Origin of the sequence: Phaeobacter italicus, from assembly GCF_019801785.1 — a bacterium.
GTDB classification, from domain to species: Bacteria; Pseudomonadota; Alphaproteobacteria; order Rhodobacterales; family Rhodobacteraceae; genus Phaeobacter; species Phaeobacter italicus.
This window is the reverse complement of the sequence record NZ_JAHVIJ010000001.1, coordinates 166,427-187,606: the sequence shown is the minus strand read 5'-3', so window position 1 is coordinate 187,606 and position 21,180 is coordinate 166,427. Positions and strand designations below refer to the sequence as shown.

Annotated in this window: 23 protein-coding genes; 14 read left to right on the top strand and 9 right to left on the bottom strand. The window is 59.9% G+C overall.

Annotated features, from left to right (window positions below; all coding sequences use genetic code 11):
- Positions 1-21 precede the first annotated feature (21 nt).
- The 9 genes from KUV39_RS00890 to KUV39_RS00850 all read left to right on the top strand — a co-directional run bounded on the left by KUV39_RS00890 (position 22) and on the right by KUV39_RS00850 (position 8,413).
- Positions 22-576, top strand: coding sequence for a CvpA family protein (locus tag KUV39_RS00890; protein WP_008559231.1), 555 nt, complete (start codon positions 22-24; stop codon positions 574-576).
- Positions 577-1,066: 490 nt separating this feature from the next.
- Complete coding sequence (locus KUV39_RS00885; RefSeq protein ID WP_050673611.1) at positions 1,067-1,765, top strand: Hint domain-containing protein; 699 nt, start codon at positions 1,067-1,069, stop codon at positions 1,763-1,765.
- A gap of 246 nt (positions 1,766-2,011) precedes the next feature.
- A complete protein-coding gene (gene purF, locus KUV39_RS00880; RefSeq protein WP_046210445.1) occupies positions 2,012-3,469 on the top strand; it encodes an amidophosphoribosyltransferase in 1,458 nt (485 codons plus the stop codon).
- 122 nt (positions 3,470-3,591) lie between these two features.
- Entirely contained in the window at positions 3,592-4,134 is a 543-nt protein-coding gene (locus KUV39_RS00875) for a DUF2199 domain-containing protein (RefSeq protein ID WP_037302479.1), read from the top strand.
- Positions 4,135-4,372: 238 nt separating this feature from the next.
- Positions 4,373-4,645, top strand: coding sequence for a hypothetical protein (locus KUV39_RS00870; protein ID WP_008559818.1), 273 nt, complete (start codon positions 4,373-4,375; stop codon positions 4,643-4,645).
- 65 nt (positions 4,646-4,710) lie between these two features.
- Positions 4,711-5,364 (top strand): SDR family NAD(P)-dependent oxidoreductase, encoded by a 654-nt coding sequence (locus KUV39_RS00865; RefSeq protein WP_046210020.1) that lies wholly within the window; start codon positions 4,711-4,713, stop codon positions 5,362-5,364.
- Positions 5,365-5,621: 257 nt separating this feature from the next.
- A complete protein-coding gene (gene surE, locus KUV39_RS00860; protein ID WP_008562269.1) occupies positions 5,622-6,404 on the top strand; it encodes a 5'/3'-nucleotidase SurE in 783 nt (260 codons plus the stop codon).
- Positions 6,401-7,048: a protein-L-isoaspartate(D-aspartate) O-methyltransferase gene (locus KUV39_RS00855; protein ID WP_008563139.1), complete on the top strand. Its 648-nt coding sequence runs from the start codon at positions 6,401-6,403 to the stop codon at positions 7,046-7,048. Before surE ends, KUV39_RS00855 begins: the two co-directional genes overlap by 4 nt.
- A gap of 132 nt (positions 7,049-7,180) precedes the next feature.
- Complete coding sequence (locus KUV39_RS00850; RefSeq protein ID WP_222458683.1) at positions 7,181-8,413, top strand: LysM peptidoglycan-binding domain-containing protein; 1,233 nt, start codon at positions 7,181-7,183, stop codon at positions 8,411-8,413.
- 82 nt (positions 8,414-8,495) lie between these two features.
- On the opposite strand, the gene KUV39_RS00845 is transcribed toward KUV39_RS00850, so the two are convergent.
- The 5 genes from KUV39_RS00845 to KUV39_RS00825 all read right to left on the bottom strand — a co-directional run bounded on the left by KUV39_RS00845 (position 8,496) and on the right by KUV39_RS00825 (position 11,762).
- A complete protein-coding gene (locus KUV39_RS00845; RefSeq protein ID WP_222458682.1) occupies positions 8,496-9,338 on the bottom strand; it encodes an ATP-binding protein in 843 nt (280 codons plus the stop codon).
- Between the two features lie 201 nt (positions 9,339-9,539).
- Positions 9,540-9,983 carry a ribose 5-phosphate isomerase B gene (gene rpiB, locus KUV39_RS00840; protein WP_008559012.1) on the bottom strand — a complete coding sequence of 148 codons (444 nt, stop codon included), beginning with the start codon at positions 9,981-9,983 and terminating at the stop codon, positions 9,540-9,542.
- Between the two features lie 189 nt (positions 9,984-10,172).
- Positions 10,173-11,075, bottom strand: coding sequence for a twin-arginine translocase subunit TatC (gene tatC / locus KUV39_RS00835; RefSeq protein WP_046210015.1), 903 nt, complete (start codon positions 11,073-11,075; stop codon positions 10,173-10,175).
- On the bottom strand, positions 11,072-11,536 hold the full coding sequence (tatB, locus tag KUV39_RS00830; protein WP_008562990.1) for a Sec-independent protein translocase protein TatB: 465 nt from the start codon (positions 11,534-11,536) through the stop codon (positions 11,072-11,074). Before tatB ends, tatC begins: the two co-directional genes overlap by 4 nt.
- Positions 11,537-11,543: 7 nt before the next feature.
- Entirely contained in the window at positions 11,544-11,762 is a 219-nt protein-coding gene (locus tag KUV39_RS00825) for a twin-arginine translocase TatA/TatE family subunit (RefSeq protein ID WP_046210444.1), read from the bottom strand.
- A 226-nt stretch (positions 11,763-11,988) separates the two neighbouring features.
- Between KUV39_RS00825 and KUV39_RS00820 the strand changes: the two genes are divergently transcribed.
- Together KUV39_RS00820 and KUV39_RS00815 are read left to right on the top strand one after the other, a co-directional pair.
- Entirely contained in the window at positions 11,989-12,297 is a 309-nt protein-coding gene (locus tag KUV39_RS00820; protein WP_222458681.1) for a hypothetical protein, read from the top strand.
- Positions 12,298-12,420: 123 nt separating this feature from the next.
- On the top strand, positions 12,421-13,140 hold the full coding sequence (locus KUV39_RS00815) for a helix-turn-helix transcriptional regulator (RefSeq protein WP_222458680.1): 720 nt from the start codon (positions 12,421-12,423) through the stop codon (positions 13,138-13,140).
- A 6-nt stretch (positions 13,141-13,146) separates the two neighbouring features.
- Here the strand turns inward: KUV39_RS00815 and KUV39_RS00810 are convergent, their stop codons facing one another.
- The 3 genes from KUV39_RS00810 to KUV39_RS00800 form a co-directional block, all read right to left on the bottom strand.
- Positions 13,147-14,280, bottom strand: a complete 1,134-nt coding sequence (locus KUV39_RS00810) for an ABC transporter ATP-binding protein (protein WP_222458679.1) — start codon at positions 14,278-14,280, stop codon at positions 13,147-13,149.
- A 149-nt stretch (positions 14,281-14,429) separates the two neighbouring features.
- Positions 14,430-15,557: a hypothetical protein gene (locus KUV39_RS00805; RefSeq protein WP_222458678.1), complete on the bottom strand. Its 1,128-nt coding sequence runs from the start codon at positions 15,555-15,557 to the stop codon at positions 14,430-14,432.
- A gap of 11 nt (positions 15,558-15,568) precedes the next feature.
- Positions 15,569-16,348, bottom strand: coding sequence for an SDR family oxidoreductase (locus tag KUV39_RS00800; protein WP_046210011.1), 780 nt, complete (start codon positions 16,346-16,348; stop codon positions 15,569-15,571).
- 259 nt (positions 16,349-16,607) lie between these two features.
- Here KUV39_RS00800 and KUV39_RS00795 point away from each other — a divergent pair, with 259 nt between their 5' ends.
- Together KUV39_RS00795 and KUV39_RS00790 are read left to right on the top strand one after the other, a co-directional pair.
- The gene (locus KUV39_RS00795) at positions 16,608-17,639 is read left to right on the top strand and encodes a Hint domain-containing protein (RefSeq protein WP_222458677.1); all 1,032 of its coding nucleotides are present in this window, start codon (positions 16,608-16,610) and stop codon (positions 17,637-17,639) included.
- Between the two features lie 178 nt (positions 17,640-17,817).
- Positions 17,818-18,249 (top strand): ester cyclase, encoded by a 432-nt coding sequence (locus KUV39_RS00790; protein WP_222458676.1) that lies wholly within the window; start codon positions 17,818-17,820, stop codon positions 18,247-18,249.
- 118 nt (positions 18,250-18,367) lie between these two features.
- On the opposite strand, the gene KUV39_RS00785 is transcribed toward KUV39_RS00790, so the two are convergent.
- Positions 18,368-19,270: a hypothetical protein gene (locus tag KUV39_RS00785; protein WP_168578154.1), complete on the bottom strand. Its 903-nt coding sequence runs from the start codon at positions 19,268-19,270 to the stop codon at positions 18,368-18,370.
- Between the two features lie 301 nt (positions 19,271-19,571).
- On the opposite strand from KUV39_RS00785, the gene KUV39_RS00780 reads away from it, so the two are divergent.
- Complete coding sequence (locus tag KUV39_RS00780; protein WP_037302480.1) at positions 19,572-21,179, top strand: peptide chain release factor 3; 1,608 nt, start codon at positions 19,572-19,574, stop codon at positions 21,177-21,179.
- Position 21,180 lies beyond the last annotated feature (1 nt).

Below are 21,180 nucleotides of genomic sequence, written 5' to 3'. Positions count from 1 at the left end.
GCAGGTTAACGGGCGAGGGACATGGAAGGTTTCACCATTATCGACGGGGTTGTGGCCCTGGTCATTGTTGTATCGGCACTGCTGGCCTATTCGCGCGGGCTGGTGCGTGAAGCAATGGCAATCGCCGGTTGGATTGCAGCCGCTATTCTGGCCTTTTTGTTTGCACCACAGGTCGAACCCCTGATGGCAGAGATCCCGGTCATCGGCGAATTCATCGCAGACAGCTGCGAATTGTCGATCATCGCGGCCTTTGCGGCGGTATTTGCACTGGCGTTGATTGTGGTGTCGTTCTTTACGCCGCTGTTTTCTTCTCTCGTCCAGCGTTCGGCCCTTGGCGGGCTGGATCAGGGCGCAGGCTTCTTCTTTGGGGTTCTGCGCGGCATCCTGTTGGTGGCGATTGCCTTCTTCCTTTATAATGTCGTGATGACGGGTCAGAGCTTTACCATCGTGGATGAGAGCCGCTCTGCGGTGGTATTCGAGCGCATGATCGGCAAGATCGAAGAGCGCAATCCGGAAGAAGCCCTGGGCTGGGTCACCGCGCAATATGAAACCCTGATTGGCGCCTGCAACCAGTAAGGCCTTCGGGTTCACTCCCGGTTCAGACCGAGGCAATTCACCGACGCAATTCCAAGAGCGCCCAACCGGGCGCTCTTTTCTTTTGTACCGCGCGTTGTGTGCTATCCGGTATGGCGACGATGCAGCCGAGCTCAGCCGGGGATTGCACATTGGCGACCTAGGTGGCCCACGCCCTCCCCTGTAGATCTTTACTTTCGTTAACACGAAAATGCCCAATTAACGCTTTATTAACCAACAGGAATCACCAGATTCCGAGCGCTCCTATGATGCTTACACCCCCTCATCATCGGGTCCGCAGACGCACAAAAGTTAACAAATCTTGAGGTTGCGGCGTGTTTTTTGCCCCAATTTCGTAAATGAGGCGCGATTTCGGGGCGAAAACCCCGGTCTTGTCCCAATCGGCCCAAAGCTTGCCCCATTTCCGTCCCAATTCGCAGCGCACATTGGTGTCAGACAGAACGTCAGGCACTCGCTCAGAAGGACAACACTCATGCTGCTGGATCACTCGACATCTTTCGCCGACTGTCAGCCCGTTGGTCTGCTGATGGATTTTCCGGCAGCCGTTGCAGCGCCTGCCCCCCGCAGCCGTCCGCGTCCCCGCACCGGTGGCCTGTTGCCGCACATGATGGTTGAGACCGACCGTGGGTTTGTTCAGGCCCGCCACATCAAGCCCGGGGACATGGTCTACACCCTCGATGGTGGCGCACAGGAAGTGCTGAGCGTGAAGCAATCCATCCCCCGCCTGACCTCTCTTGTGCATGTGCCTGCCGGCGCTCTGGGCAATGACGACGATCTCATGCTTCCTGCGGATCAGAAGGTTGGTCTGGAACTGGACGCAATCGAGCGCCTTTTTGACGTACCGACAGCCGTGACCAAGGTGATCTCTCTGGTTGGTTACAACGGTATTTCCGCAGCGATGCCCGAAAAGATGGCGCGCATCTTCATCACCTTTGCAGAAGAAGAGATGATCTGGGCCGAATGTGGCATGTTGGTCCACATCCCGGCGGCGGACAGCGCGGACGACAGCGCATTCCGCGACCTGTCGCTGAGCGAAACCCGCCAGATCCTCGCAAGCGAAGAAGGCCGTGCGCTGGTCGACGCAGGCAAGGCCGAAGACGAAACCACCGATGAAGACAGCGACGACATCCTGTCTGCCTTTGATATGCTGCGGGGTCTGCTGGCCGCGTAACATTCCGCTGGCGCTACATCCGCGTTACGAAACCAATGCCTTCGCTGCCGACAGACCTGCGCTTGCGCGGGTCTTTTTCGTTCTGGGTGGGTGCAACTGGCAAAGCGGATGCCTTGAAAGCATGCGGTTTTTTCACCCAACTGTCGTGAAAGCGTGATCCTTTGGTGACACGGCGCGATTGAGGCTCTATGTGGGTGGCATCCTCAAAACCGGATTCGGAGCCACACCGCCTTGCCGATGCCGCAGATGCCCCCCGCCCACCCGTTTGATGATGACAAGCTACGCGAAGAATGTGGCGTCTTTGGCGTCGTCGGCGTCCAAGACGCAGCAAACTTCGTCGCCCTAGGCCTGCACGCGCTGCAGCACCGGGGACAGGAAGCCGGAGGGATCGTCACACACGACCCCGTCGAAGGTTTCCAGAGCGCCCGCCGCTTTGGCTATGTCCGCGACAACTTTACCTCACAGGATGTGATGTCTACCCTGCCCGGCCCGATCGGGATTGGTCATGTCCGCTACTCCACTGCCGGATCCAAGGGCCAGACCGCGATCCGTGATGTGCAGCCCTTCTTTGGCGAATTCGCCATGGGTGGCGCAGCTATTGCCCATAACGGCAACATCACGAATGCAGATGCCCTGCGCAAAGAGCTGATTGAACGTGGCTCCATCTTCCAGAGCTCATCTGACAGTGAATGTATCATTCACCTGATGGCCCGGTCCCTGCAGCGCAATATCCCCGAACGGATGGAAGACGCGCTGCGCCGGGTTGAAGGGGCTTTCTCTGTTGTCGCCATGACCCGGACCAAGCTGATCGGCGTGCGTGACCCACTTGGTGTTCGCCCGCTTGTCCTTGGCAAGATTGGCGATGGGTACGCGCTCAGCTCTGAAACCTGTGCGCTGGACATCATCGGGGCCGAGTTCATTCGTGAAATCGAACCTGGCGAGATGGTGGTCATCACCGGCGAAGGGGTCCAGAGCCATTTCCCGTTCCGTCCCCAGCCGTCGAAATTCTGCATCTTTGAACATGTTTATTTCTCCCGCCCTGATTCGATCTTGGGCGGGCGTTCTGTTTATGAGACCCGCGAAGCGATCGGCCGCGAGCTGGCCAAGGAAAACCCGATCGAAGCCGATCTGGTTTGCCCGGTGCCGGACAGCGGCACGCCTGCTGCGATTGGCTACTCTCTGGAATCGGGCATCCCCTACGCGATGGGGATCATCCGCAACCAGTACATGGGCCGTACCTTCATCGAGCCAACAGAGCAGATCCGCAACATGGGTGTGCGTCTGAAGCTGAACGTGAACCGCGCCCTGATCGAAGGCAAGCGGGTGATCCTGGTGGACGACTCTGTTGTGCGCGGGACAACCTCGCGCAAAATCAAGGAGATGATCCTGGATGCAGGCGCGAGCGAAGTGCACTTCCGGATTGCGTCTCCGCCGACGGCATGGCCCTGTTTCTACGGCGTGGACACGCCCGACCGGGACAAGCTGCTGGCCGCCACCATGACCGAGGACGAGATGGCCAAACACCTCGCAGTGGACAGTCTGAAGTTCATCTCGCTTGACGGGCTTTATCGCGCGGTTGGTCAGGATCAGGGCCGCAACAACAGCTGTCCGCAGTACTGCGACGCCTGTTTCTCTGGCGAATATCCCGTCGTTCCATCCGATATGATGGAACGGGGGTTTGAAATGAAGCGCCCGGCAGAGTAAGAGCGCAGCCGATATCAGACCGACTCGGATATGAGGCGCTGATCCCCGATCGGCGCCTCTTGCCGTTTTTGTTGCCACTGCCGCCACTGAAAGGCCGACCCTTGGATCCACATCTCGCCCGCATGTTAGGCTCGCAGCGCCAATGCCGCTGTTGCGGGGCGACCTTTGCCCAGCTGCTCAGCCTGAGCTGCGACCGTCCGGATATCTGCCCGGACGACATGTTCGTGCACGACAATTCTGCTTTGAACGCGCAGACTGGCGATATCCTGACAGAGGATTTCTGCCGCCTGGGCGACCTGCGTTTTGTGCGGGCGGTTCTGGCTGTTCCTCTTGCCGACACTCGGGGGGAGGAGTTCATCCTGGGCACCTGGGCTCGGCTGGAGCGCGAGGATTTCGATGCATTTATCGAGCGGTTTGAAATCGGCGAAACAGAAGAGCTGGGAAGCCGCCGGGCAGAGTTGGCCAATGCCATCCCACCAGATGGCACCCCCGGCATCGAGGCGATGTTGCACATGCGCCCTGAAGGCCAGTACCCGGATTTGCAGGTTTCTGACCCACAGCACCCGTTGTACAACCTGCAAATGGTCGGCGCCCAACTGGAAGAGCTGTTGAGCCTTCTTTACGCCTATGGCCACGATCTGCCGTCGCTGGTTTACGACGCCTGATCTGACGCATCCCCTATGACCTCGCCGCCCCCGCGCCGCCCTCTCGCGGCTTCAAGGGGGGTGTGCGGAAATCGCACAGGTCAGCGGCGCGGGCTGCGCAATCCTCCGCCAAGACGACAGCCCAGATCCAGCAAGGGATCGCCTGCCACCTGCAGGGGGCCTGTTGCAGGACAAACAGGCCTGATAGCAGCGCGCTGCTGAGCCAACACCAATCAAAACGAAAGACGAGCAAACCCAGATGGCAAACAGTGAACGCAACGGAAAAACTCCGGCCAATGTTGCAGGACATGCCACCCAGGAAGGCGCGCTGCCGCGCAACGGGATCAGTCTGCTTGGCCTTTACGGAGACAGCACCGATCTCAACGCGATGGTCCGCCTGCCAGGCGGGCGCACGCGGGTGGTCAAACGCGGCAGTCGCCTCTCCGGGTCTGAAGTCGTGGCAATCGACGCAGACGGCCTGGTCCTGCAGAAAAACGGCAAGGCCACCCGCCTCGGCATGCCCGGCAGCTGATCTCCCCCGCTGCTGTGCCGCTTTGGCCTCTTGACCCGAAGCCCCCAGCGCCGCACAAGGCGCGTATGACACAGAAACTCGCTCTCATCACCGGGGCCTCTCGGGGCCTGGGCGCCGCCCTCGCAGAGGCTCTGGCGCCAACGCATCACATCGTTGCCGTGGCACGCACCACAGGCGCCTTGGAAGAGCTGGACGACCGCATCAAGGCCGCTGGCGGCTCGGCGACGCTGGCGCCGATGGACATCACCGTCCCCGAAGCAATGGCAACGCTCTGCCGGGGCATCCACGACCGTTGGGGGCGCCTTGATCTTTGGCTGCACACAGCGATCCACGCCGCCCCTCTGAGCCCGGCGAATTTTGTCGCTGCCAAGGACTGGGACAAGTCGATGGCCGTCAACGCCAAGGCAACGTCGGTTCTGATCCCCTATGTCGCCCCCCTGCTTGGCCAGACCGGCAAGGCGGTTTTCTTTGATGATCCGCGCAGTGGCGAAAAGTTCTTTGGCGCCTATGGCGCAACCAAGGCCGCGCAGATGTCGCTGGCAAACAGCTGGCAGGTCGAAACAGCCAAGACCGGACCACGGGTGGATATCCTGACACCTGCACCGATGGCCACTGCCGTGCGCGCCCGCTTCTTCCCCGGCGAAGACCGGGCACCTCTTGCCTCTCCGCAGGACGAAGCCGCCCGTTTGCTGCCCCAGATCCTGGGGGATGCGTCCTGATCCGTGGTGCTGCCACGCGATGACACCTGATCGCAAGACCGGCGCCTGATCCATCAGCGCCGGTCTTTTTCATTGGCGATCCGCTCACCAACCTGTGACCTCTGTGCCGCCATGGCATCGTACTGACACCCGGCACCCCCCTCACGGCGGGGAAAGGCTTGCCCCCTTTTCCCCCGCGTCCTATTCAGGTCACAACAAATCCGCGCGGAAATCTCAGACATAAAAGGCCATTCAGGGCCAGGTAAGGGGCGTAGCTCATGCGAATTCTGATCACCAATGACGATGGCATCAGCGCCCCCGGTCTCGCGGTTCTGGAGCAAATCGCGCAGGCGGTTGCCGGGCCGGACGGCGAGGTCTGGACCGTCGCCCCTGCCTTTGAACAATCCGGCGTCGGTCATTGTATCAGCTACACCCGCCCCTTCATGCTCAGCCAGCTGAGCGAACGCCGCTTTGCTGCCGAGGGCTCTCCGGCGGATTGTGTTTTGGCGGGGCTGCATGTGGTGATGAAAGATGCGCTGCCGGATCTGGTGTTGTCGGGCGTCAACCGCGGCAACAACTCAGCTGAGAATGCGCTCTACTCCGGCACTCTTGGTGGGGCGATGGAGGCCGCGTTGCAGGGAATCCCTGCAATGGCATTGTCACAGTATTTCGGCCCCCAAAACGCCAATATCGAAAACCCGTTCGAAGCCGCCGCCCACCACGGTGCGGAGCTGATCCGGGCCATTCTGGAAACCCAGCCCAGCGAAGCGGCGGATTACCGCCTGTTCTACAACATCAACTTCCCGCCGGTTCCAGCCGCATCGGTCAAGGGTCGCCGGATCTCCCAACAGGGCTTTCGCCGGGGCAGCCATTTTTCTGCAGAGGAACAGACCTCTCCCAATGGGCGCCGGTATCTGTGGATTCGAGGCGGCAATCAGCACGTCGAAACCGCGCCCGGAACCGATGCGTCACAGAACCTCGATGGGTATATTTCCGTCACCCCCATGCGGGCAGACCTGACCGCTCATGACGCGCTTGACGCGCTGAAGGGCATTGAATGAGCGACCCGACAGCAGAAACCAAGATGCAGTTCCTGTTCGCCTTGCGCTCGCGCGGGGTGACAGACTCGCAAGTTCTTGATGCGATGGAGCAAATTGATCGCGGCCCCTTTGTCAGAGGGCTGTTTTCCAATCGTGCCTACGAAGACATGCCGCTGCCGATTGCCTGCGGTCAGACGATCTCGCAGCCGTCGGTCGTGGGGCTGATGACGCAGGCCCTGCAGATATCTCCGCGCGACACGGTTTTGGAGGTCGGGACAGGATCCGGCTATCAGGCGGCAATCCTCAGCAAACTTGCCCGCAGGGTTTACACAGTGGATCGCCACGCCCGTCTTGTGCGCGAAGCACGGCAGGTTTTTGAGCAGCTGCATCTGGCCAATATCACCTCGCTTGTGGGGGACGGCAGCCATGGTCTGCCGGATCAAGCGCCCTTTGATCGAATCATTGTGACAGCGGCCGCCGAAGACCCGCCCGGACCGCTCTTGGCGCAGCTGAAGACCGGCGGTATTATGGTCGTGCCCGTTGGCCAATCCGACACCGTTCAGACCCTGATCCGCGTCCACAAGACAGAGAGCGGTCTGGAATACGACGAATTGCGCCCGGTGCGTTTTGTTCCCCTCCTTGAGGGGATTGGCAAAGACACGTAAGGGAGGGGCGAAAGGCCCACCCCAAGGCGTTTCCGACGCAGCAGCCTGCACCCCGGTGCAGCGTTTGCAGAATGTCACCCCCTGGGACAAGGGGGGCCATTTGTTCGGGAACGCTGTTCCGAGGAGAGCGAGATGACTGCGACTTCCCCCATCCATCCGGCGCGCAAAGCGTTGCTGGTGTTTCCCTTCGCCGCTTTGCTCGCGGCCTGTGAGGGACCGCTGGATTATGATCTGCGCGGGCAGATCGGTGCATTCAACACCACGAAAGCGGCTCAGACCGCAACGACCAACCGCCCAAAGCCCGACAGCCGCGGCCTGATTACATATCCGTCCTATCAGGTCGCTGTGGCACGGCGCGGTGACACGCTGGGAGATGTCGCGCAACGCATCGGAATGCCAGTGCAGGAGCTGTCGCGCTTCAATGGGATCAAAGCCTCTGATCCCCTGCGCGAGGGTGAGATCATCGCACTGCCCCGCCGTGCACCGTCACAGTCGCCGACGCAGGCACCGAGCCAGATCAACAACGGCGGAGTGGATATCGCGTCGCTTGCCGGTCAGGCGATCGACAGCGCACCAACCACCACGCCAAGCGCGCCTTCCGGTGGCGTGGACACAACCCCGCTGACGCCCGCTGCAAAGCCCGCAGAGCCTGCCAAGGTTCAAAGCGGACCAGAACCCGTTCGACACAAGGTCAAGCGCGGCGAGACCGCCTATACGATCTCCCGCCTCTATCAGGTTCCTGTCAAATCACTGGCAGAATGGAACGGGCTCGGCAGCGACTTTGCGATCCGCGAGGGGCAGTTCCTGCTGATCCCTCTGAAAGATCAAAAACCCGCAGCCCAGCGTGAAACCACAGCCAGCGCCGCCCCCGCCGTCACCGCGCCTGGTGAAGGCAGCGCGACGCCAACGCCGCCGAGCGCAACAAAACCTCTCCCCCAAGAGACCGTCACTGCCGCGGCAGAGCCCCCCAAAGAGCTGCCAAAGGTTGAGGTGCCGGAACCCACCCGCAGCAGCAGCGCGCAGATGGTCTATCCCGTTCAGGGCAAAATCATCCGCACCTATGCCAAGGGCAAGAACGATGGCATCGACATCGCAGCCGCGGCGGGCACTGCGGTCAAGGCCGCTGATAGTGGCACCGTGGCCGCCATCACCAAGGATTCGAACAATGTCCCCATCATCGTGATCCGTCATGATGCAAAGCTGCTGAGCGTCTACGCCAATGTCGACCAGATTTCGGTGAACAAGGGCGACACGGTTTCGCGGGGCCAGTCCATCGCCACCTTGCGCGATGAACCATCCCCCTACGTGCATTTCGAGGTGCGCAACGGCTTTGAAAGCGTGGATCCACTTCCATTCCTGCAGTGATCGCATACGACGCAATATGAAAAGGAAAACGGCGCCGCGGATCTCTCCCGGCGCCGTTTTTCTATCAGACCAATCCAGGTGATCAGCCGAGGCTGACCCCGTGCCGACCGGCCAGATCGGTAAAGAACTGCCACGCGACCCTGCCAGAGCGCGACCCGCGCGTCGCCTGCCATTCGATGGCTTCCGCGCGCAGCGTTTCGGCGTCGATGCTCACACCATAGGCTGAACAGTAGCCTGCAATCATCGACAGATACTCATCCTGATCGCAAGGATGGAAGCCAAGCCACAATCCGAACCGGTCGGACAACGAGACCTTCTCCTCTACGGCCTCGGATGGGTTGATGGCGCTGGAGCGTTCGTTTTCGATCATGTCCCGCGGCATCAGGTGGCGACGGTTTGATGTGGCATAAAACAGCACATTGTCCGGCCGCCCCTCGATGCCGCCATCCAGCACCGCCTTCAAGCTCTTGTAGTGCTGATCATCGTGACCAAAGGACAAGTCATCACAGAAGAGAATGAAGCGCTCTTTTGCGGTGCGCAGGTGGTTCAGCAGACGCGCAACAGACGGCAGATCCTCGCGCTGCAGCTCAACCAGTTTGAGGTCCGGATGATCTGGTGAAAGCCGTCCGTGGACGGCCTTGACCAGGCTCGATTTTCCCATGCCGCGTGCGCCCCACAAAAGCGCATTGTTTGCTGCAAACCCTTCGGCAAACCGCCGGGTGTTGGCCAGAAGGGTCTCGCGGGACCGGTCAATCCCCACGAGCAGATCCAGATCAACCCGGCTGACGGCCGTGACCGGTTCAAGCCGATCCGGTGCGACATGCCAGACAAAGGCCGAGGCCGCAGAAAAATCAGGCGCCTTCAGCGGTGCAGGTGACATCCGTTCAAGGGCCTCGGCGATGCGGGTCAGGGCGGTCTCATCCATAGCGGCGTCCTTAGTCGTGTTGTCGAAAAATCCGATCGATTTCAAAGCACGTTCAGCCGCCACCGACAACCCCGACAAGGCTTGGCCGCCTCGACATGGCCCACCGCTGACCTGCCCCAAAAAATAAAGCAGGGCCGCGATTGCGCACCCTGCTTTGTGATGTCTGTCATGGGCCGAGCCCTTGGCTGGCCGTCGAATGGATCAGTTCGCTTCGATCATGTCCACACGGGTGGCGTGGCGGCCACCTTCGAACTCTGCGCCAAGGAAGGCATCGACGATCTCAAGCGCGAGCCCCTCACCAACGACACGTGCCCCGATGGAGAGCATGTTGGCGTTGTTGTGCTGACGGATCATCGCCGCAGAGAACGTGTCAGAGCAGACACCACAGCGGATGCCCTTCACCTTGTTTGCGGCCATCATGATCCCCTGCCCGGTCCCGCAAAGGATAATGCCGAGATCACAGTCACCAGAGGCCACGCGCTCTGCTGCGGCGGCGCCGTGGATCGGGTAATGGGTGCTCTCCGGCGTGGTTGGGCCGATGTCCACCACTTCCCAGCCTTGCTGCGCGATGTGGTCGGCTACGGCCTGGCGAAGCGGGATGGCAGCGTGGTCGCTGGAGAGAACGATGCGTTTGCTGGTGGTCATGGTGTCATGTTCCGTATGGCGAGATCAAAGGCATGCGGCATGCCCGGCGCATCATCAAGGTGGTGACAACGGCCGGTGCGGGGCCAATCGGTCAATATCAGACCATCCGTGTTTCGCAACATCCACCAGCAAAAAAGCGCGCCGTTTCCGGCGCGCCTTTCCAGCTATCAGCCATTTGAGGCTGGGCGTTTATTTTTTGTCCGCGTCCTCATCGAACTCAGCCATCAGCGGGTCATCCTCTGGATGGGCCTCCATCTCGTCCTCGTCGTCATAGTACCCTTCAGCGCGCAGCTTGGCCTCGCGCTTGGTTTCCACCCGACGCACCAGCAGGATCGACAGCTCATAGAGCCCGTAGACCACCACAAACAGAATGATCTGGGTAATGACATCAGGCGGCGTCACAAGGGCCGCGAGCACGAGGATCGCAACAACTGCGTATTTGCGCACAGAGCCAAGCCCCTCGGCACTGACCAGTCCCGCCTGCCCCATGAGGGTCAAAAGAACCGGCAGCTGGAAGCACAGACCGAATGCCACGATGAACTTGATCGTCAGGTTCAAATACTCCTGTGCGGAGCCCTGAAACACCACGCTGAGGCCCTGATTGACCTGTTCGCCCACGACAGCCTCGCCTGAGGCGCCGAACTGCTGGAACCCAAGGAAGAAATCATAGGCCAGCGGCGTAACGACATAAAACGCAAAGCTCGCGCCCAGAAGGAACATGAACGGCGAGGCGATCAAAAACGGCAGGAACGCACCCTTTTCGTTTTTATACAGCCCCGGCGCCACGAAACGCCACATCTGGAACCCGATATAGGGAAACGCCAGGATAAAGCCCCCGAGGAAGGAGATCTTGATCGCGACAAAGAAACCCTCCTGTGGACTGATGAAGATCAGTGCACAGTCCTGACCACCCTCTGCCAATACCTGACACAGCGGAGCGGTCAGAAAGTTGAAGATCGGCGTAGCGACAGTAAAGCAGATGATCATGCCAACCAGAAACGCCGCGACTGAATGGATCAGACGCGAGCGCAGCTCGGCCAGATGCTCGATCAGCGGCGCGGTTGAGTCGTCGATCTCATCCGTGTTGCTCATGATTTGGCCTCGTCACTCTGTTTCAGGGCCGCTTCCGCCTCGTCGGCCTTGGCCAGCGCTTCCTGTGCTTCACGCGCCTTGCGTTCGGCTGCTGCCCGCGCTGTTGCCGCCTGGATCTTTTTGGCGGCTTCGGCGCGTTCAGCCGACAACTTGCCCGTCTCGCTGTCGGGGTCAAACTTGGTCGGATCGATGGACTTTGCCATATCCTGTGCCGCCTGTTTGACGCCATCCATTGCAGTGTTCATGGGATTTGCCGCAGCTTTGAGCCCCTGGGCCACGTCCTTGACCCCGGCCTCATCCGCCGCGTCATTCATGGCCCGTGAGAATTCCCGCGCCATACCCTTGGCCTTGCCGACGAAGCGGCCCACGTTGCGGAACAGAACCGGCAGGTCCTTTGGCCCCACAACAATGAGCGCGACAACGCCGATCACCAGGAGTTCGGTCCACCCGAGATCGAACATCCGTGCCTCAGGCCTTGTCTTTGTCAGCTGCCGGGGTCACGTCGCGCGCGGCTTCTGCGTTTGCGTCATCTTCCAGCTCTTTGGTGCCATCGCTGACGCCTTTCTTGAAGGCGGTGATGCCCTTGCCGACTTCACCCATCAGCGAAGAAATCTTGCCACGGCCAAACAGGACCAGAACGACAACGGCGATGAGCAGCAGGCCGGGAAGGCCGATATTGTTGAGCATGAGCAGGGTCTCCTTCTGCGGCAGCGCCGTCATTGGCCGGGCTGCAGTGTTGTTTGATCCGTTTTTACGCCCGCATGATGCTGTGAGCAAAGAGACGAGGCCCAACAAGAGCCGCCGATTCACACCGGAATCGCAGTTTCCTGTTGAGCGCATCATCCAACTGACAGGTTTATGTCAGTTGGATACCCCTAAACAGCGGGCATCACAGCAATCAAGGAGAGACGTGATGACCAAACATGTTGCAGAGATCGTGACCTTTAAATTGGCAGATGGAATCAAGACCGAGAACTTTGTGGCCCTGATGCAGAAAACCGAGGCCTTCGTGCGGGCACAGGATGGGTTTCTTCATCGCCAGCTGAGCCAGGGTGAAGATGGCAGCTGGACCGACTATGTGATCTGGAAGGATCTCGCGACCGCGCAAAAGGTGGCACAGGCGTTCATGCAGCAGGACTTTACCCCGGATGTCATGGCCGCGATTGCACCGGAATCCGCCAATATGCGCCACGAGGAGGTGCAGTGGAGCATGGCGGCCTGACTTGGGCGCCATAATCCGGGCAACCTGCGGGCGGGTGCAATGCACCCGTCCCACGGACATCGGGCAAACAAATGCCGCCGGGCGGGACTTGACCTCCCCCGCCCGCCGTACCAAGGCTAGACCATGCGCCGCACAGATCGCCTTTTTGATATCATCCAGATCCTGCGGGACGGAAAACTGCATCGCGCAAAGGATATTGCCGAGCGACTGGAGGTCTCTGTCCGAACGATCTATCGCGACATGGACACCCTCATCGCATCCGGTGTTCCGGTCGAGGGGGAGCGCGGTGTCGGCTATATGGTCAGAGAGGCAATCACCTTGCCGCCCCTGACCCTGACCGCCGAGGAGTTGGAAGCGCTGAACCTCGGCATGGCCATTGTAGCAGAGGCGGCTGATCCAGACCTCAAGGCAGCGGCCCAGTCGCTTGCGTCGAAAATCGATGCCGTATTGCCTGAACAGACCATTGCCGAAGCGGATGCATGGAAATTTGCAGTCTATCCATTTGCTGATATCGCGCGGGGCTTTGCCCAGATGCCAATCCTGCGCGCGGCCATCAAGGCGCGCCAGAAACTGCAACTTGTCTACCGACGCATTGACGGCACAGTGACAGAGCGTGTCATCCGCCCCCTGCATATGGAGTATTGGGGACGGGTCTGGACACTCACGGCGTGGTGCGAGACGCGCGACGATTTCCGCGTCTTTCGGGTCGATCTGATCGACACCGCCAAACCTCTGCCCGAGTTGTTTGTGGATGAACCCGGCAAGCGGCTTCAGGACTATGATCCAATGGCCAGTGACCAGCCCAAGACGGTGAAATCCGCTCAGTCACCCGACTGCCCCTGAACCTGTTCAGCCCCCGGTGGGAAAGACAAAACAGCGGTCTCTGCGGACGGTCAACCACATCACGCGCCCGGCTTCTGGCAGGAAGACATTTGGCACGGTCGCCTTCAGCACACAGCCGTCAAAGTCCATGCGAAATTCCACGAGGCTCTCGTTGCCAAGAAACCGCGCCCGCTGCACCACGCCGCGCGCGGCGACGCCGTCTGTCGCAGTCGGATTGGGCCCGCGTCCATTTCGGTCAAAGTCGATCTTCACGTGCTGCGGGCGAAAGACGATATCGACCTCCGTGCCATCAGGCAGACCCGGAGCGAGGAACTGGCCAAATGGGGTCTGTGCCAGGGCGCCATTCACTTCCGATCGCAAAACGTTGGTATCACTGAAAAAACTGACCGCAGCGCGATCTGCTGGTCGGGTGTAGACGTTATAGGGTGCACCCTGCTGTACGATCTTGCCTGCCCGCATCAGCGCGATTTCATCAGCCATCCGCATGGCCTCCTCCGGCTCATGCGTAACCAACAGGACAGCGGCGTCTTCTTCTTTCAGCAACGCGAGTGTCTCATCGCGGATCCCATCACGCAAACGGTTGTCGAGCCCTGAGAACGGCTCGTCCATCAGCATGATGCGCGGCTTGGGCGCAAGGGCCCGCGCCAATGCAACCCGCTGCTGCTCCCCACCCGAGAGTTGATGGGGGAATTCATCAATGTACTGCGCAAGAGAGACCTTGGACAAAAGCTCTCGGACACGGGCGCGCTTTTCATCTTTGCTGCCCTTCAGGCCAAAGGCGACATTGTCCGCAACGCTAAGGTGCGGAAAAAGTGCAAAGTCCTGAAAGATCAGACCGATTTCACGCCGTTCCGGTGGAACCCGAAACACGGTGTCGCAGATCAGCTTGCCGTCGACATAGATTTCGCCGCTGTCTTGCATTTCCACCCCTGCGATCATTCGCAACGTCGTGGATTTGCCGCAGCCCGACGGCCCAAGAAGACACATCACCTGCCCCGCTTCGATCTGAAGCGAAACATCATCGACAACTGCCCGCCCGTCAAAGAAGCGGCGCAGGTTGCGGATCTCAAGCCGCGGCGGCCGTGCATCGGCGGTGGGATATCCCGAAGGTGTCTGCGGATCAGCAGGTGCGGATGTCATGCGGCCTCTTCAACAGTTTTCCGTCGTTCCGGCGGGGCATGCCGAATTGAACTGGCCAACCGGATACCAACCCGCCCCCCAACACGCAAGAGACGGCCAAAGACCTGCGACACAGGCGCCATCGGCGACCGCGGGAACCTCGCGCCAGATCACTCTGCCTGGGCCAGTAGATCAAAGGTCAGGCTGCCCCGTTCGATCCCGTTCACCAACAGATCCAACCGGTGCAGGCCCGGAACGAGAGTAAAGGTGCTTGCCCCCGCTTTCAGCGGATGACGTTTTGAGAGCCGGGCCGTGCCGCCCTTCAAGCGGGTTTGCTTTAGCTTGAACACTTTGGCGGACAGCTTCCCACCCGGCCGCTGAAAATGCAGCCGGTAATCAACCAGCACAGGCGCGTCGCCTGGCCCCTGTAGCATACAGTCAAATTCAAGTGCGCCGCCGATACGAACAGGACCGGGCCCCAGCTGCAGATGCGCGGTGACTGGGGCGGCAGGGTCATACCCCAACATCTCCATCGCGCCACTGTGGCCCTGCTTGACCAAGCCGCGCAGCGCATGGGTGGTGATCCAGTCGAGCTCGCTTTGCGACTGCACCCCCTCTGCCTGCCACTGGCGCAAGCGAGTGAGAACCAACTCAGGATCCTTCTTGGAGATGTCGTTAAGGTGGTTCGCGACGGAACGCGTCACATAGCGTGTCGGGTCGCCAGAAAGACGATCCAGAAGCGGCAAGGGCTGCGAGAGGGCAAGGGGGACTGCCTGCCCCCATGGCAACCGCGGCCGTGTTCCCTCGCTCACCAAACGGCGCAGATGATAATTCTCATCCGCGGCCCAGACCTCCATCCGTGCGAGCGTCTTGTCGGTCCAATGCACCAGATAAGGCCGGATCGCCCATTCCATGGAGAACCGTTTGGTGATCTCTGCCAGAACATCCAGCGACAGATCCGGCGCCGTCTCCAGCGCCCGCAGCCCCACCAGTTCGCCCAGCGGGGCAAAGATGAAATCGCCAAAGTCATCATCACTCAGCGACGGATCCAGTGGCGGTGGCAGCGCATTCAAGATCGCAGCTGCCATCCCCTCGGGATCCTGTGGCAGATGGCGCGACAAGACCTCGGCGATCAAGGAAATCCGCTGCTTAAGCTCCAGCGCGGAGAGTTCGGCCATCACCTCGGCTTCAAACCGATCCGGGTCAAACCCCGCATGAGATGCTGCAAAAAGCCCCGCCAGATAGCGGGTCTTTTCACGGTTGAACAACTGATCCTTAAGGGAAAACCCCGATGCCACGCGCCCGGCCCCTACATCGTTGAATTGACGGCGCCACCGTCAAGAAGGATGTTCTGGCCAACGATGAAGCCTGCGTGCTGCGAACAAAGGAAAGCGCAGGTCGCCCCGAATTCCTGACGGGTGCCATACCGCCCGGCGGGGATGGTTGCCGCGCGTTGCTTTGCCGCGTCTTCGATCGAAATGCCCTGTTGGTCCGCAACCCCCTGATCAAGCGAAATCGCGCGGTCGGTTGCGTGAATGCCCGGCAACAGGTTGTTGATCGTGACCCCCTTGGAAGCGACCTGGCGCGACGTCCCGGCAACGTATCCTGTCAGACCGGCACGGGCAGAGTTGGACAGCCCCAGAACAGGGATTGGCGCCTTGACCGATTGCGAGGTGATATTGACGACGCGGCCCCAGCCGCGCTCCATCATGGCTGGCACCAGCGCCTTGATCAGCGCGATCGGGGCCAGCATGTTTGCGTCGAGCGCGGCGATAAAGTCATCGCGGTCCCAGTCGCTCCACATGCCGGGAGGCGGACCACCTGCGTTGTTGACCAGAATATCGACACCTTCTGCGGCTTTGATCACCTTGGCCTGGCCCTCTGGCGTGGTGACATCCGCAGCAACGGTGACGACCTCAACACCATAGGCATCCCGGATTGCCTGTGCAGATGCTTCCAGCGCCTCGACGCCGCGTGCATTCATCACCAGGTTCACACCCGCCTCGGCCAATGCCTCCGCGCACCCAAGACCAAGCCCCTTGCTGCTTGCACACACCAAGGCGCGCTTGCCTGACAATCCCAAATCCATCTGCGTCGTCTCCTTGCTGACTTTGTGAACCGCCTGACTACATATTGCAAAAGCAACAGCCCGCCAGCAGCCTCTTGGTCCAGACCTTGCACGGTTGGAGCAGCCTTGGCCAGCCCCTGTTCGCGCCGGATCGCCCCGCCCGCCACACGGTTTCGCAAAACCACCCCGGTTCGGTCCGCAAGTCGCCACAATTTGATCCCAAACAGAACCTCAGCGATCGCAATTCCGGCGTCCGCTTTGTTTTGGTTAGGTTTTTTTGATGCTGACACCGTTGCAGAACGCAGCCCAGATCACTCAGACCGTTGCAGTATTTCCTGCAACGTCATTTTGCGTGGAAATGGGCGCCAACACCGGGGATCCGATCGGAGTGATCGATGATCTGGCGTTGGATGACGTGTATCAGCTGGCCTCCGGTCAGCGGCCCAAGGAACTGCGATTGACCGCGCGCGCTGACGGGCAGCTGCTGATTGCCGGGAACAGTGATACAGGATCTGCTGGTGCGCATCTCCATCTGGATTGCCTGATTACCCTCATGCCCGACGTTGGCGCCAATGTGGACGGCATCGTTATGGTTGAGGTGGACAACGCGGGCATGATCGCAGCCGTTTATCTGCTGCCCCTTGCCCCGCTTGAGCCGCAACTGGGCTATACACTCGTTCGCAAAACCCGTGATGGGGCCCGACGGCGACTGGCGCAGCTGGCCTGTGTTTCATTCACCCGCGGCACCCAAATCACCCTCGCGAATGGGACACTGCGTCCAATTGAAGAGCTGCAGGTTGGCGATCGTGTCCTGACCCGAGATGATGGCGCACAGCGGGTGCGCTGGATTGGTCAAACCACGACGCGCGCCATCGGAGATCTGGCCCCTGTCCTGATCCGGGCCGGTGTCCACGGAAATGAGCGGGACCTGTTGCTGAGCCCCGACCACCGCCTTTTGGTTCACAACCGTCGGGATCTGCACCGCCTTGGCCGAGCCGATCATCTCGTCCGTGCCAGAGATCTGGTAAACGGTGGCGACGTCACCGTGCAGAGCGGTGGTTTCGTGGATTATTTCCAGCTCCTGTTTGATCGCCATCACATCATCTTTGCCGAAGGGATTGCCGCAGAGAGCCTGCTGTTGGACCCTTTGACCCGCGCGGCCCTGCCCGACGACCATATGGCCCACAGCCCCGGATTGTTGATGGGGCACCAGCGGGTTGCATCGGGGCTGGATATCCGGCCTGTGGCGGCCGAATGTTCTGCGCAGACATCCCAACTGCCATCCCAACTGCGCCGCGCCATGATGCGCTGAGCGCAACGCGGCATCCCGCAGCAGTCAATTGTACAGTGCAGTGTTTAGCGCTAACAAGCCGCCCAATCGCGTGGCAGTGCAATCATTAGTCGCGTTTACATTTTTTGTACCGAACACGTCTACGTTCGCCAGACTGCCCGGTTCCGTGCTGTTTCGGATCGGCTGTGGGAATTTGAATATGAGCAAACGTCATCTTGTTGAGCGCTGGTTCACCGCCATCTGGGAAAACAACAATGCCGCGGTCTTGGCGGAGCTGTTGCATCCTTCTGTCAGAGAGAGCAATACACTCGACGGGATGCCCAACCCCCATGACGATTTCCCCGTTCTGGTAGCGGCTGTTCACCGGCTAATCGGCAGGTTTTCCGTTGATATTCTGCACCACATGGAAGACGGAGATTGGACCTCGACCTTCTTCGTTCTGCGTTCAGATGTTCACGGCAGCGAACAGAATGTCTCGGCCGATGGGATCGTGATGATGCGGTTCATCGACAACCAGATTGCCGAGCTCCGGTCGCGGTTTGATGCCTTCACCTTTTTCGAACAGCTCGGCCAGTTGCCCGAGGAGGCGATGCCTGCATGCCTGGCCGGACAACGGCTTACCTGGGCCTGATCTTCTTCACCTCAGGCCAAGCGGCCGACAAAAAAGGGCCCGCAGGTTGCGGACCCGATTCAAGAATAACAGCTGCAATGCGGACTGATTACAGCGGATCGGCAGGCCAGAGCCTGCTTTAGATCAGCTCCAGCTCTTCAGTGGTCTCTTCTTCGGCCTCGGGCGCGTGGTCTTCTGATGCGTCCTCAATGCTGAGGGCCATGATCAGGCTCTCGCCTTCGGTGCCAGCAGGCAGGTCCTGCGTCTCCAGTGCGTCCTCATAGGCAGCAAACAGATCTTCTGGATCCTGGAAACCTCCCTCCGGGGCGTCGATGCGGAACACCTCTTCCTGCGTGCCATCCTCACCGGTTTGATAGAACACTACCCCTTCAAGGGAGGACAGATCGCCGCCGATGGCGTCAGACAGGTAATAGCTGACATAGTTCTCAAAGGTCGGATCTGTTCCCTCGGGAAGGGATGGAATGCTGTAGGGGTTCGGATCTGGCTCTTCCGACAAGATGAAGGTCCCGCCCAATGGATCGCCCGCATCCGAAAAGACCTCTCCGAAGAACAGTTTTTCGTAGGTTGGATCCTGCGGGTCTTCGGGCTCTTCCGGTTCTTCCGGATCGTCGGACACGGCCTTGATCGAACCTGCGTCGTTGGTGGTTGACGTGGCACGAATGCCGAAAATATCGACTTCATCAAGGCTGTCGATATCCAGCTCCAACGTCAGGGTATCCCCCGCCTGGAGATAAGTTTCCTTGTCTTCGCCTTCTGGGCCAAGGCCCGGATCGCTGAGCGCGACAGCCTCGTCCCACTGGATTCGCTCTCCATCAAGACGGGTTCCATTCATGTTGAGCGGTCCATCAAGGTTTTCGCTGGAGCCAGAGAACTCGTCGTCCCCGAAGTACACGGCATTCACGTCCATGGCCCCTTCGACCACCGTGATGTCCGAGAAAAACGACCCGTCCTGTTCGTACAGAGTGACAATGTAGGACAGACCGTCGATCTGATACGTGAATACTTTGGATTGAACTGGCATGGAGCTCCCCCACAAATGGCCAAGCTTGCCCGCCAAATCGGGCAAGGCTAACGGCCGTCGGAAATCTGAAATTCGGCAACTTAACCCAAGTTTCGCCCAATTTTTGCCAAATTTAAACAAAACACGTAAAAACAATCCCGCGAGATTGTCGCCAATCAGGGAACTGTCTGGCTAACTGACAACGGACACTCAGAAATTTATATTACCTTACGTCAGAACACGCGATGGGTGAGCCTGTCTATCAGGCCTCTCCGCCCCTGTTTTTCTTGCCTCGGCCTGCATTCCTGATATACGCGCGCACATGCTCGATACCGTCACAAACCGCCCCGACCTGCCTGCTGAGATCGCTCGGCGCCGCACCTTTGCGATCATCTCGCACCCGGATGCGGGCAAGACCACCTTGACCGAAAAATTCCTTCTTTACGGGGGCGCCATTCAGATGGCTGGCCAGGTGCGCGCCAAGGGTGAGGCGCGGCGGACGCGCTCTGACTTTATGCAGATGGAAAAGGACCGCGGGATCTCGGTTTCTGCATCGGCGATGTCGTTTGACTTTGCAAACTATCGCTTCAACCTCGTCGACACGCCCGGCCACTCGGATTTTTCCGAAGACACATACCGCACGCTGACCGCAGTGGATGCGGCGGTGATGGTGATCGACGGTGCAAAAGGCGTGGAAAGCCAGACACAGAAGCTGTTCGAGGTCTGCCGCCTGCGCGACCTGCCGATCCTGACCTTCTGTAACAAGATGGACCGCGAGAGCCGCGACACCTTTGAGATCATTGACGAGATCCAGCAGAACCTTGCCATCGACGTGACGCCGGCCAGCTGGCCGATTGGTGTGGGCCGTGATTTCATTGGCTGCTATGACATGCTGCGCGATCGGCTGGAACTGATGGACCGGGCCGACCGCAACAAGGTTGCCGAGAGCATCGCGATTGAAGGGTTGGACGACCCCAAGCTGGCCGAACACGTGCCGGCGCATCTGCTCGACAAACTGCTGGAAGAGGTCGAGATGGCGCGCGAGTTGCTGCCTGCGCTTGATCCGCAATCGGTGCTTGAGGGGCACATGACCCCGATCTGGTTCGGCTCTGCCATCAACTCCTTCGGCGTGAAGGAACTGATGGACGGGATTTCCACCTACGGCCCCGAGCCGCAGCCGCAGTCCGCCGAACCCCGCCAGATCGCACCCGACGAGAAGAAAGTCGCAGGCTTTGTGTTCAAGGTGCAGGCCAACATGGACCCCAAGCACCGGGACCGTGTGGCCTTTGTTCGGCTTGCGTCGGGCCATTTCAAACGCGGCATGAAGCTGACCCACGTGCGCACCAAAAAGCCGATGGCGGTATCCAACCCGGTCCTGTTCCTCGCCTCAGACCGCGAACTGGCAGAAGAGGCCTGGGCGGGCGATATCATCGGCATCCCGAACCACGGTCAGCTGCGCATCGGTGATACGCTGACGGAGGGAGAAGCTCTCCGTGTGAGCGGCATCCCATCCTTTGCCCCGGAACTGCTGCAAGGCGTGCGCGCGGGCGATCCGATGAAGGCCAAGCACCTTGAAAAGGCGCTGATGCAATTCGCCGAGGAAGGCGCAGCCAAGGTGTTCAAACCGTCGATCGGCTCCGGCTTCATCGTCGGCGTGGTTGGCCAATTGCAGTTTGAGGTCCTCGCCAGCCGGATCGAGATGGAATACGGTCTGCCCGTACGCTTTGAAGCCTCCCAGTTCACCTCTGCCCGCTGGGTCAGCGGCGACAAGCAGGCGATGGACAAGTTCATTAACACCAACAAGCAGCACATTGCCCACGACCACGATGGGGACGTTGTTTACCTCACACGTCTGCAATGGGACATCGACCGGGTAGAACGCGACTATCCGGACTTGAAACTGACCGCGACCAAGGAAATGATGGTCTGAA

Coding starts and splice junctions, on each gene's coding strand:
- KUV39_RS00890 (WP_008559231.1), top strand. CDS start 22: ATGGAAGGTTTCACCATTATCGACGGGGTTGTGGCCCTGGTCATTGTT.
- KUV39_RS00885 (WP_050673611.1), top strand. CDS start 1,067: ATGCTGCTGGATCACTCGACATCTTTCGCCGACTGTCAGCCCGTTGGT.
- purF (WP_046210445.1), top strand. CDS start 2,012: ATGCCCCCCGCCCACCCGTTTGATGATGACAAGCTACGCGAAGAATGT.
- KUV39_RS00875 (WP_037302479.1), top strand. CDS start 3,592: ATGTTAGGCTCGCAGCGCCAATGCCGCTGTTGCGGGGCGACCTTTGCC.
- KUV39_RS00870 (WP_008559818.1), top strand. CDS start 4,373: ATGGCAAACAGTGAACGCAACGGAAAAACTCCGGCCAATGTTGCAGGA.
- KUV39_RS00865 (WP_046210020.1), top strand. CDS start 4,711: ATGACACAGAAACTCGCTCTCATCACCGGGGCCTCTCGGGGCCTGGGC.
- surE (WP_008562269.1), top strand. CDS start 5,622: ATGCGAATTCTGATCACCAATGACGATGGCATCAGCGCCCCCGGTCTC.
- KUV39_RS00855 (WP_008563139.1), top strand. CDS start 6,401: ATGAGCGACCCGACAGCAGAAACCAAGATGCAGTTCCTGTTCGCCTTG.
- KUV39_RS00850 (WP_222458683.1), top strand. CDS start 7,181: ATGACTGCGACTTCCCCCATCCATCCGGCGCGCAAAGCGTTGCTGGTG.
- KUV39_RS00845 (WP_222458682.1), bottom strand. CDS start 9,338: ATGGATGAGACCGCCCTGACCCGCATCGCCGAGGCCCTTGAACGGATG.
- rpiB (WP_008559012.1), bottom strand. CDS start 9,983: ATGACCACCAGCAAACGCATCGTTCTCTCCAGCGACCACGCTGCCATC.
- tatC (WP_046210015.1), bottom strand. CDS start 11,075: ATGAGCAACACGGATGAGATCGACGACTCAACCGCGCCGCTGATCGAG.
- tatB (WP_008562990.1), bottom strand. CDS start 11,536: ATGTTCGATCTCGGGTGGACCGAACTCCTGGTGATCGGCGTTGTCGCG.
- KUV39_RS00825 (WP_046210444.1), bottom strand. CDS start 11,762: ATGCTCAACAATATCGGCCTTCCCGGCCTGCTGCTCATCGCCGTTGTC.
- KUV39_RS00820 (WP_222458681.1), top strand. CDS start 11,989: ATGACCAAACATGTTGCAGAGATCGTGACCTTTAAATTGGCAGATGGA.
- KUV39_RS00815 (WP_222458680.1), top strand. CDS start 12,421: ATGCGCCGCACAGATCGCCTTTTTGATATCATCCAGATCCTGCGGGAC.
- KUV39_RS00810 (WP_222458679.1), bottom strand. CDS start 14,280: ATGACATCCGCACCTGCTGATCCGCAGACACCTTCGGGATATCCCACC.
- KUV39_RS00800 (WP_046210011.1), bottom strand. CDS start 16,348: ATGGATTTGGGATTGTCAGGCAAGCGCGCCTTGGTGTGTGCAAGCAGC.
- KUV39_RS00795 (WP_222458677.1), top strand. CDS start 16,608: ATGCTGACACCGTTGCAGAACGCAGCCCAGATCACTCAGACCGTTGCA.
- KUV39_RS00790 (WP_222458676.1), top strand. CDS start 17,818: ATGAGCAAACGTCATCTTGTTGAGCGCTGGTTCACCGCCATCTGGGAA.
- KUV39_RS00785 (WP_168578154.1), bottom strand. CDS start 19,270: ATGCCAGTTCAATCCAAAGTATTCACGTATCAGATCGACGGTCTGTCC.
- KUV39_RS00780 (WP_037302480.1), top strand. CDS start 19,572: ATGCTCGATACCGTCACAAACCGCCCCGACCTGCCTGCTGAGATCGCT.